This window comes from Nesterenkonia muleiensis, from assembly GCF_003600155.1.
Lineage (GTDB): Bacteria > Actinomycetota > Actinomycetes > Actinomycetales > Micrococcaceae > Nesterenkonia > Nesterenkonia muleiensis.
The window spans coordinates 130,423-138,572 of the sequence record NZ_QWLD01000014.1; the positions used below are offsets into that span (position 1 = coordinate 130,423).

The 8,150-nt window shown below is 63.2% G+C and carries 15 protein-coding genes; all 15 read right to left on the reverse strand.

All coding sequences use genetic code 11. The features are described from left to right. Positions 1-28: 28 nt before the first annotated feature. Positions 29-598 carry a 50S ribosomal protein L5 gene (gene rplE / locus DVO78_RS04850; protein WP_120003682.1) on the reverse strand — a complete coding sequence of 190 codons (570 nt, stop codon included), beginning with the start codon at positions 596-598 and terminating at the stop codon, positions 29-31. Then, positions 595-921, reverse strand: a complete 327-nt coding sequence (gene rplX / locus DVO78_RS04855; RefSeq protein ID WP_120003683.1) for a 50S ribosomal protein L24 — start codon at positions 919-921, stop codon at positions 595-597. The genes rplE and rplX overlap by 4 nt, the downstream gene beginning before the upstream one ends. A gap of 2 nt (positions 922-923) precedes the next feature. Then, positions 924-1,295, reverse strand: coding sequence for a 50S ribosomal protein L14 (rplN, locus tag DVO78_RS04860; protein WP_119902490.1), 372 nt, complete (start codon positions 1,293-1,295; stop codon positions 924-926). A 328-nt stretch (positions 1,296-1,623) separates the two neighbouring features. Then, positions 1,624-1,929, reverse strand: a complete 306-nt coding sequence (gene rpsQ, locus DVO78_RS04865) for a 30S ribosomal protein S17 (protein ID WP_120003684.1) — start codon at positions 1,927-1,929, stop codon at positions 1,624-1,626. Next, a complete protein-coding gene (gene rpmC / locus DVO78_RS04870) occupies positions 1,926-2,195 on the reverse strand; it encodes a 50S ribosomal protein L29 (protein ID WP_120003708.1) in 270 nt (89 codons plus the stop codon). Before rpmC ends, rpsQ begins: the two co-directional genes overlap by 4 nt. Positions 2,196-2,197: 2 nt before the next feature. Next, the gene (rplP, locus tag DVO78_RS04875; protein WP_120003685.1) at positions 2,198-2,614 is read right to left on the reverse strand and encodes a 50S ribosomal protein L16; all 417 of its coding nucleotides are present in this window, start codon (positions 2,612-2,614) and stop codon (positions 2,198-2,200) included. Next, positions 2,614-3,408 carry a 30S ribosomal protein S3 gene (gene rpsC / locus DVO78_RS04880; protein ID WP_120003686.1) on the reverse strand — a complete coding sequence of 265 codons (795 nt, stop codon included), beginning with the start codon at positions 3,406-3,408 and terminating at the stop codon, positions 2,614-2,616. The genes rplP and rpsC overlap by 1 nt, the downstream gene beginning before the upstream one ends. After that, a complete protein-coding gene (rplV, locus tag DVO78_RS04885) occupies positions 3,408-3,773 on the reverse strand; it encodes a 50S ribosomal protein L22 (RefSeq protein WP_120003687.1) in 366 nt (121 codons plus the stop codon). Before rplV ends, rpsC begins: the two co-directional genes overlap by 1 nt. A 51-nt stretch (positions 3,774-3,824) precedes the next feature. Further along, positions 3,825-4,106 carry a 30S ribosomal protein S19 gene (rpsS, locus tag DVO78_RS04890; protein WP_120003688.1) on the reverse strand — a complete coding sequence of 94 codons (282 nt, stop codon included), beginning with the start codon at positions 4,104-4,106 and terminating at the stop codon, positions 3,825-3,827. Positions 4,107-4,118: 12 nt separating this feature from the next. Then, positions 4,119-4,955: a 50S ribosomal protein L2 gene (gene rplB, locus DVO78_RS04895; RefSeq protein ID WP_120003689.1), complete on the reverse strand. Its 837-nt coding sequence runs from the start codon at positions 4,953-4,955 to the stop codon at positions 4,119-4,121. A 40-nt stretch (positions 4,956-4,995) separates the two neighbouring features. Continuing rightward, entirely contained in the window at positions 4,996-5,301 is a 306-nt protein-coding gene (rplW, locus tag DVO78_RS04900) for a 50S ribosomal protein L23 (protein ID WP_120003690.1), read from the reverse strand. Further along, complete coding sequence (gene rplD, locus DVO78_RS04905) at positions 5,298-5,918, reverse strand: 50S ribosomal protein L4 (RefSeq protein ID WP_120003691.1); 621 nt, start codon at positions 5,916-5,918, stop codon at positions 5,298-5,300. The genes rplW and rplD overlap by 4 nt, the downstream gene beginning before the upstream one ends. A gap of 4 nt (positions 5,919-5,922) precedes the next feature. Beyond that, positions 5,923-6,585, reverse strand: a complete 663-nt coding sequence (rplC, locus tag DVO78_RS04910) for a 50S ribosomal protein L3 (protein WP_120003692.1) — start codon at positions 6,583-6,585, stop codon at positions 5,923-5,925. Positions 6,586-6,605: 20 nt separating this feature from the next. Continuing rightward, positions 6,606-6,914 carry a 30S ribosomal protein S10 gene (gene rpsJ / locus DVO78_RS04915; protein WP_119902480.1) on the reverse strand — a complete coding sequence of 103 codons (309 nt, stop codon included), beginning with the start codon at positions 6,912-6,914 and terminating at the stop codon, positions 6,606-6,608. A gap of 554 nt (positions 6,915-7,468) precedes the next feature. Next, positions 7,469-8,150: RCC1 domain-containing protein (locus DVO78_RS18355; protein WP_420799053.1), on the reverse strand; the 682-nt coding region annotated here is incomplete at its 5' end.

Here is an 8,150-nt window from a genome sequence, read left to right on the forward strand (position 1 = left end):
TTTGGTGCGCGGACCTCCCGCGTAGCGATTACTGGTTGGTCTTGAACGGGAAGCCCAGTGCGCGCAGCAGCGCCCGGCCTTCGTCGTCGGTGGTCGCGGTGGTCACCACAGTGATGTCCATACCGCGCGGACGGTCGATCTTGTCCTGATCGATTTCGTGGAACACCGCCTGTTCGGTGAGCCCGAAGGTGTAGTTGCCGTTGCCGTCGAACTGCTTGTCGCTCAGGCCCCGGAAGTCGCGGATGCGCGGCAGCGCCAGGGTGATCAGACGGTCCAGGAACTCCCACATCCGGTCCCCGCGCAGGGTGGCGTGGGTGCCGATGGCCTGACCCTCACGCAGTTTGAACTGCGCGATGGACTTCTTGGCCCGGGTCACCTTGGGCTTCTGGCCGGTGATGTTGGTGAGGTCCTCGATGGCGCCCTGAATGAGCTTGGAGTCGCGGGCTGCCTCGCCCACACCCATGTTCACCACGACCTTCACCAAACCTGGAACCTGCATGACGTTCGAGTAGCCGAACTCGTTCTGCAGGGACTCCCGGATCTCCTCACGGTACTTGGCCTTCAGGCGGGGGGTGATCTTGGTCTGAGTCTCGGTCATGACAGCTCCTTCCCGGAGGCCTTGGCGTAGCGGACCTTCTTGAGTTCGCCGTCGACCTCTTCGAAGCGGTAGCCCACGCGGGTGGGCTTCTCGGTCTCGGGGTCGACCACGGCCACGTTGGAGATGTGGAGGGGAGCCTCGGTCTCAACGATGCCGCCCTCGGTCTGGCCGAACTGGCCGGCACGCAGGTGCTTCTTGACCCGGTTGACTCCTTCGACCAGGACGCGGTCCTTCTTGGGGATCACCTGCAGAACTTTGCCGGTCTTGCCCTTGTCCTTGCCGCTGAGAACCTGCACGAGGTCGTCTTTCTTGATCTTGGCCATGGTTACAGCACCTCCGGAGCCAGGGAGACGATCTTCATGAACCTCTTGTCGCGAAGCTCACGGCCGACGGGCCCGAAGATACGGGTTCCGCGCGGCTCGGGGGTGTCACCCTTGAGGATGACGGCAGCGTTCTCGTCGAAGCTGATGTAGGAGCCGTCGGTGCGGCGGGTCTTCTTGCGCGAACGGACGACGACGGCCTTGACGACCTCGCCCTTCTTCACGTTGCCCCCGGGGATGGCGTCCTTGACAGTGGCGACGAAGGTGTCGCCGATGCCTGCATAGCGGCGTCCGGATCCGCCCAGCACACGGATGACAAGGATCTCCTTGGCACCGGTGTTATCGGCGATCTTCAGCCGCGATTCCTGCTGAATCACGTGTTTCTCCTATCGTCCTACTGGTTCTCGGCATAGTCACCGAGCCTGGCGGAACTCGCATTGATAAAAGTTCCTCCGCCGCTTTCCCACACACCACAGCTTGTGCAAGCAACGTCATTGATGAATGGCCGAGGCGGCATTGGAGGAGGTGCGCTGTCCGCGGCGGAGCAAACCTACGCACACGGGCGCACAACTACAGAAGTCTACACGACGAAGGCCCGGAAACTCAAGCTGAGTTTCCGGGCCTCTGCCGCTGGCTGGTACACGCAGCCGACCGGGCCTGGGATCCCCTGATCGCTTCAGCGAACCAGAGGCCCGGTCGATGAGATCACTTGGCCTTTTCGATGATCCGCACCAGGCGCCACCGCTTGGTGGCCGACAGTGGGCGGGTCTCGGAGATCAGCACGGTGTCCCCGATGCCGGCCTCGCCGTTCTCATCGTGAGCCTTGAACTTCGAGTGCCGCTTCATCACCTTCCCGTACAGGGAGTGCTTCTTGCGGTCCTCGACCTCCACCACGATCGTCTTCTCCATTTTGTCGGAGACGACGACGCCGCGCAGGTTCTTCCGGTAGTTGCGCTCAGCGGAGGTGTGGTCCTTCTTCCGCTGGACGGTCTCAGTGGTCTCTTCGCTCATGCCGACTCCTCCTCGGTCTCTTCGGCCTCAGCAGGTGCGCCCACTGATGTGCGGATGCCGAGCTCGCGCTCGCGCAGCACGGTGTAGATGCGAGCGATGTCACGCTTGACGGCCTTGAGGCGAGCTGAGTTCTCCAGCTGGCCGGTGGCGGACTGGAAGCGCAGGTTGAACAGCTCTTCCTTGGCCTCGCGGAGCTTGGTGCCCAGCTCGGCGTCGTTGAGTTCTGCCAGTTTCTCTGTGGTCAGTTCCTTGGATCCGACTGCCATGATCATTCACCACTCTCTCGGCTGATCACGCGTGCCTTCATGGGCAGCTTGTGGATTGCCAGACGCAGGGCCTCCTGGGCGACCTCATCGCTGACACCGGACAGCTCGAACATCACGCGTCCGGGCTTGACGTTGGCCACCCACCATTCCGGGGAGCCCTTACCGGAGCCCATGCGGACTTCGGCCGGCTTCTTGGTGATGGGCTGATCGGGGAAGATATTGATCCAGACCTTGCCACCACGCTTGATGTGGCGGGTCATGGCGATACGTGCCGACTCGATCTGCCGGTTGGTCACGTATGCCGGGGCCAGGGCCTGAATGCCGTACTCGCCGAAGGCCAGCTCGGTGCCGCCCTTGGCCATGCCGCTGCGCTTGGGCTTGTGCGGCTTGCGGTACTTGACGCGCTTAGGCATCAACATCAGTTCTGCCCTCCTTCAGCGGCAGGTGCTGCGGCCGGTGCCTCGTCGCGCCCACGGCCTGCTCCACGACGACGGCGCTCTCCGCCGCGTCCGCCGCGGTCGCCTCCGCGGCCGCGGCCGGAGGGCTGGGAGGCCTGCTGGGCGGCCAGTTCCTTGGCGGTCAGGTCACCCTTGTAGACCCAGACCTTCACGCCGATGCGGCCGAAGGTGGTCTTGGCCTCGTGCTTGCCGAAGTCGATGTTGGCGCGCAGGGTGTGCAGCGGCACACGGCCTTCGCGGTAGAACTCGGAACGGGACATCTCAGCGCCGCCCAGACGGCCTGCGCACTGGATACGGATACCCTTGGCGCCGGAGCGCATGGCGGAGGAGATGGCCTTCTTCATGGCGCGGCGGAAGGCCACGCGGGCGGCGAGCTGCTCGGCCACACCCTGGGCGACCAGCTGAGCATCGGTCTCGGGGTTCTTCACCTCGAGGATGTTCAGCTGGATCTGCTTGCCGGTGAGCTTCTCCAGCTCGCTGCGGATACGGTCTGCCTCAGCACCGCGGCGGCCGATCACGATGCCCGGGCGGGCAGTGTGGATGTCCACACGGACCCGGTCGCGGGTGCGCTCGATCTCCACCTTGGAGATGCCGGCGCGCTCGACGCTCTTTTCCAGCAGCTCGCGGATCTGAACATCTTCCTTCACGAAGTCCTTGTAGCGCTGCCCCGGCTTAGTGCCGTCGGCGTACCAGTGGGAGACGTGGTCAGTGGTGATGCCCAGACGGAAACCATTGGGGTTGATCTTCTGTCCCACTACTGATCTCCACCTTTCTCTTCTGTGCCGACCACGATGGTCACGTGGCTGGTGCGCTTGTTGATGCGGTAGGCGCGTCCCTGTGCGCGGGGGCGGAACCGCTTCATGGTGGGTCCTTCGTCGACGCGGGCCTCGGTGATGACGTAGTCGTCGTCGTCGAAGGCGACCCCTGCCTTGTCAGCGTGCTGCCGGGCGTTGGCCATGGCGGATGCGACAACCTTGTAGACCGGCTCTGAGGCGCCCTGGGGGGCGAACTGCAGAATGGCCAGTGCTTCATTGGCCTGCTTGCCGCGGACAAGGTCGACGACGCGCCGGGCCTTCATAGGCGTCACACGCACATAGCGCGCAATTGCCTTGGCTTCCATTGCTTTCCTTCTCTCGTCTTCTCTAGGAGATCAAGCGTTCACTGACCGGGGTCAGCGGCGCTTGCCCTTCCTGTCGTCCTTCACGTGTCCGCGGAAAGTCCGGGTCTGTGCAAACTCGCCGAGCTTGTGCCCGACCATCGACTCGGTGATGAACACGGGGATGTGCTTGCGTCCGTCGTGCACGGCAATGGTGTGGCCGAGCATGTCCGGGATGATCATGGAACGGCGGGACCAGGTCTTGATGACGTTCTTGGTGCCCTTTTCGTTCTCAGCGGCGACCTTGAGGTACAGGTGCTGATCAACGAAGGGGCCCTTCTTCAGGCTCCGTGGCATGTTTCCAGGCTCCTATCGCTTGTTCTTGGTACGACGGCGACGCACGATGAGCTTGTCGCTGTCCTTGTTCGGTCGGCGGGTACGGCCCTCGGGCTTGCCCTTGGGGTTGACGGGGTGGCGTCCGCCGGAGGTCTTGCCCTCACCACCGCCGTGCGGGTGGTCGACAGGGTTCATGACCACACCGCGGACGGTGGGCCGGACACCCTTCCAGCGTTTGCGTCCGGCCTTGCCCCAGCTGATGTTGGACTGCTCGGCGTTGCCGACCTGTCCGACAGTTGCGCGGCAGCGCACATCCACGTTGCGGACCTCCCCGGAGGGCAGGCGCAGCTGGGCGTACTTGCCCTCACGGGCCACCAGCTGGATGGAGGCACCGGCCGAGCGGCCGAGCTTGGCGCCGCCGCCGGGGCGCAGCTCCACGGAGTGGATGACCGTACCCAGCGGGATGTTGCGCAGCGGCAGGTTGTTGCCGGGCTTGATGTCGGCGTTGGGGCCGGACTCCACGGCAGCACCCTGGACCAGCTTGGCCGGGGCCAGGATGTAGCGCTTGGCACCGTCTGCGTAGTGCAGCAGCGCGATGCGGGCGGTGCGGTTGGGGTCGTACTCGATGTGTGCGACCTTGGCGGGCACACCGTCCTTGTCGGAGCGGCGGAAATCGATCAGGCGGTACTGGCGCTTGTGTCCGCCGCCCTTGTGGCGGGTGGTGATCTTGCCCGAGCTGTTGCGGCCGCCGGTCTTGTGCAGCGGCTTCAGCAGGGACTTCTCCGGGGTGTCCCGGGTGATCTCAGCGAAGTCGGCCACCGATGAACCGCGCTGGCCCGGGGTGGTCGGCTTGAGATTGCGAATAGCCATGTTCTTTTACTCTTCCTCGATCAAGTGGTTCCGGCCTTATTCAGGCGGATCCTCCGAAGATGTCGATTGCATAACCCTCTTTGAGGGTCACGATTGCCCGCTTGGTGTCATTGCGCTTGCCGGTGCCGAAGCGGGTGCGGCGGCGCTTGCCCTCACGGTTTGCGGTGTTGACCTTCTCAACCTTGACGCTGAAGATCTTCTCCACAGCGCTCTTGATCTCAGGCTTGGAAGCCCCGGTCGCCACCAGGAAGGTGTACTTACCCTCATCAATGTTGTTGTAGGACTTCTCTGAGATCACCGGTGCGATGATGATGTCGCGCGGGTTCTTCTCGGTCAGGACGCTCACTTGGCCTCCTCCTTCGTGCTGCCCTGGGCGTGTGCCAGGAAGGCGTCATAGCCGGCCTGGGTGAACACGACGTCGTCGGAGACGAGCACATCATAGGTGTTCAGCTGGTCGGCGTAGAGCGCGTGGACTTCAGACAGGTTGCGCACTGACAGTGCGTTGACGTCGTCGTTGCGCTCCAGGACCAGCAGCCAATTGCGGTTCTGTCCGCCGATGGCGGCCAGCGCGGCCTTGGCGGCCTTGGTGGAGGCCTCACCGGTGACCAGGGAGTCGACCACGTGGATCCGTCCGTTGCGCGCCCGGTCGGAGAGCACCCCGCGCAGGGCGGCGGCCTTCATCTTCTTCGGGGTGCGCTGGGCGTAGCTGCGCGGCTGCGGACCGTGCACCACACCGCCACCGATCATATGCGGGGCGATCATGGAGCCCTGGCGTGCGCGGCCGGTGCCCTTCTGGCGGAACGGCTTGGCCGTGGTGCCTGAACGCTCGGCGCGGGTCTTGGTCTTGTGCGTGCCCTGGCGGGCGGCGGCCTGCTGGGCGACGACGACCTGGTGGATCAGGGCGTTGTTCGTCTCTGCGTCGAAAATCTCGGCGGGGAGATCAACAGATACCTTGGAGCTCATGGCGTCATGCTCCCTTCACAGCGGTGCGGACGAGGATGACTCCACCCTTGGGGCCGGGGACTGCGCCTTTGATCAGCAGCAGGTTCTTCTCGGCGTCCACAGCGTGGAGGGTCAGGTTGTGCGTGGTGTGGCGGACGTTGCCCATCCGGCCGGCCATACGGACCCCTTTGAAGACGCGGCCCGGGGTGGCTGCGCCACCGATGGCCCCGCCCTTGCGGTGGTTCTTGTGCGCACCGTGGGAGGCGCCCACGCCGGAGAAGCCGTGGCGCTTCATCACACCGGCGAAGCCTTTGCCCTTGGTCTTGCCAATGACATCGATCTTCTGGCCCGGTTCGAAGGTCTCCACCGGGAGATCCTGACCGAGCTCGTACTCTCCGGCGTCGGCGGTGCGGATCTCGACCACGTGGCGCCGCGGGGTGACCCCGGCCTTGGCGAAGTGGCCGGCCAGCGGCTGGGTGACCTTGCGCGGGTCGATGGCGCCGAAGCCGATCTGCACGGCGTTGTAGCCGTCGGTCTCTTCGGTGCGGACCTGGGTCACGACGTTGGAGTCGGCCTGGATGACGGTGACCGGAACGAGGTTGTTGTTTTCGTCCCAGACCTGGGTCATGCCGAGCTTCGTGCCCAGCAGGCCCTTGACAGTGGTGTCTACGCGGGAAATGTTGGTCATAGTTCTCTCAGCACCCCCTTCTAGAGCTTGATCTCGATGTTGACGTCTGCGGGCAGGTCGAGACGCATCAGGGAATCGACGGCCTTAGGCGTCGGATCCACGATGTCGATCAGGCGCTTGTGGGTGCGCATCTCGAAGTGCTCGCGAGAGTCCTTGTACTTGTGCGGTGAACGAATCACGGTGTAGACGTTCTTCTCGGTCGGCAGCGGCACTGGGCCGACGACCGTAGCGCCTGCGCGCGTAACCGTGTCGACGATCTTCCGGGCAGAAGTGTCGATGACCTCGTGGTCATACGACTTCAGCCGGATGCGGATTTTCTGTCCCGCCATGGCGTTGAGCCTCTTTCTGACTTGGCTTCCAATACGTCCTCAGATCGGTCAGGCCGCGATCTGCGCTGGGGCGCAGGACTCATCAGAAAGAGCTGTCAAACACCTTCTGCAGTTATGGCCTGACCGAACAGCGTGAATCCGAGTAATCTCGGGGTGCTCCCGCTGCTGGCGTCCGGTCCACGCGGTCGGGCGTGTCGCTTCAATGCCACCAGTTCATCTCTGGGCACAGCAACACCCGCGTTGTCCCGGGTATAGTGTGTGGATTTTTCACTCTTTGCGGGCATAACTGTCCGCTGAGCAACTTGTCTATACTGTCATGACTTCTCGCCGATGCCAAATCAACGCTCTCACGCCCGCTCTGAGGGGGTGTCGTCCGGGGCCGTCTCCACCGTCGCGCCGTCGTTGTCCTGCTGTTTCTTCTGCACCGCGATCAGCAGCCTCAGCCTTAGCCATCCCCGTTGCCTGCAGTACGCATATCAGGCCGGTGTTGGGATTTCAGTGCCCTATAGGGTACTGAAATCCCAACAGCCTGCTGAAAGCACCTCCACCTACCGCTACGCTGCTTGCCTGGTGAGGGCGAAGGGGGCCTCCTCAATTGTGGGAACCCAGCTGTGATGATCATGGTCAGGGGTGAACAGCACTCCGTCCGCCTCCGAAGCTGCCGAGGAATCGCTGCCCAGATCTGTAACCACCTCTACTCGAACCGGAGGGTAGCGGTCCTCAGTCGCACCATCACCAAGCTGGCCATTCCAATTGCCTCCCCATGCATAGAGCCCGTCTGCACTCGTCACCGCCAAAGAATGACTCAGACCAGCGGATACACTCACTACACCCTCCAACCCTTCCACACGCTCAGGCCGAGGATTGAACCCAGCATTCCCCGTTACTCCGGAAAGTCCCGCTCCTCCGGTTCCCCAAGAATGGACCTCTCCCGAACTCATCAGAGCCGCAGAATACCCATTTCCAGCGGACACGTTTATCACGTCTGTCACCCCCTGGACACGCAGCGGAGAGTACCGATCCACTCTCGAGTAATCTCCAAGCTGATAGTTAGCGTTGCTTCCCCAAGCATAAGCTCCCCCAGCACTTGTCACTGCCAAAGAATGAGACTCCCCAGCGGACACACTCACAACGTCCGGAAGGCCCTCGACACGCACCGGCGAATAACGATTCTCGGTCGTACCATCACCAAGCTGACCCCAAGTGTTGTTTCCCCAGGCATAAACCTCACCAGAA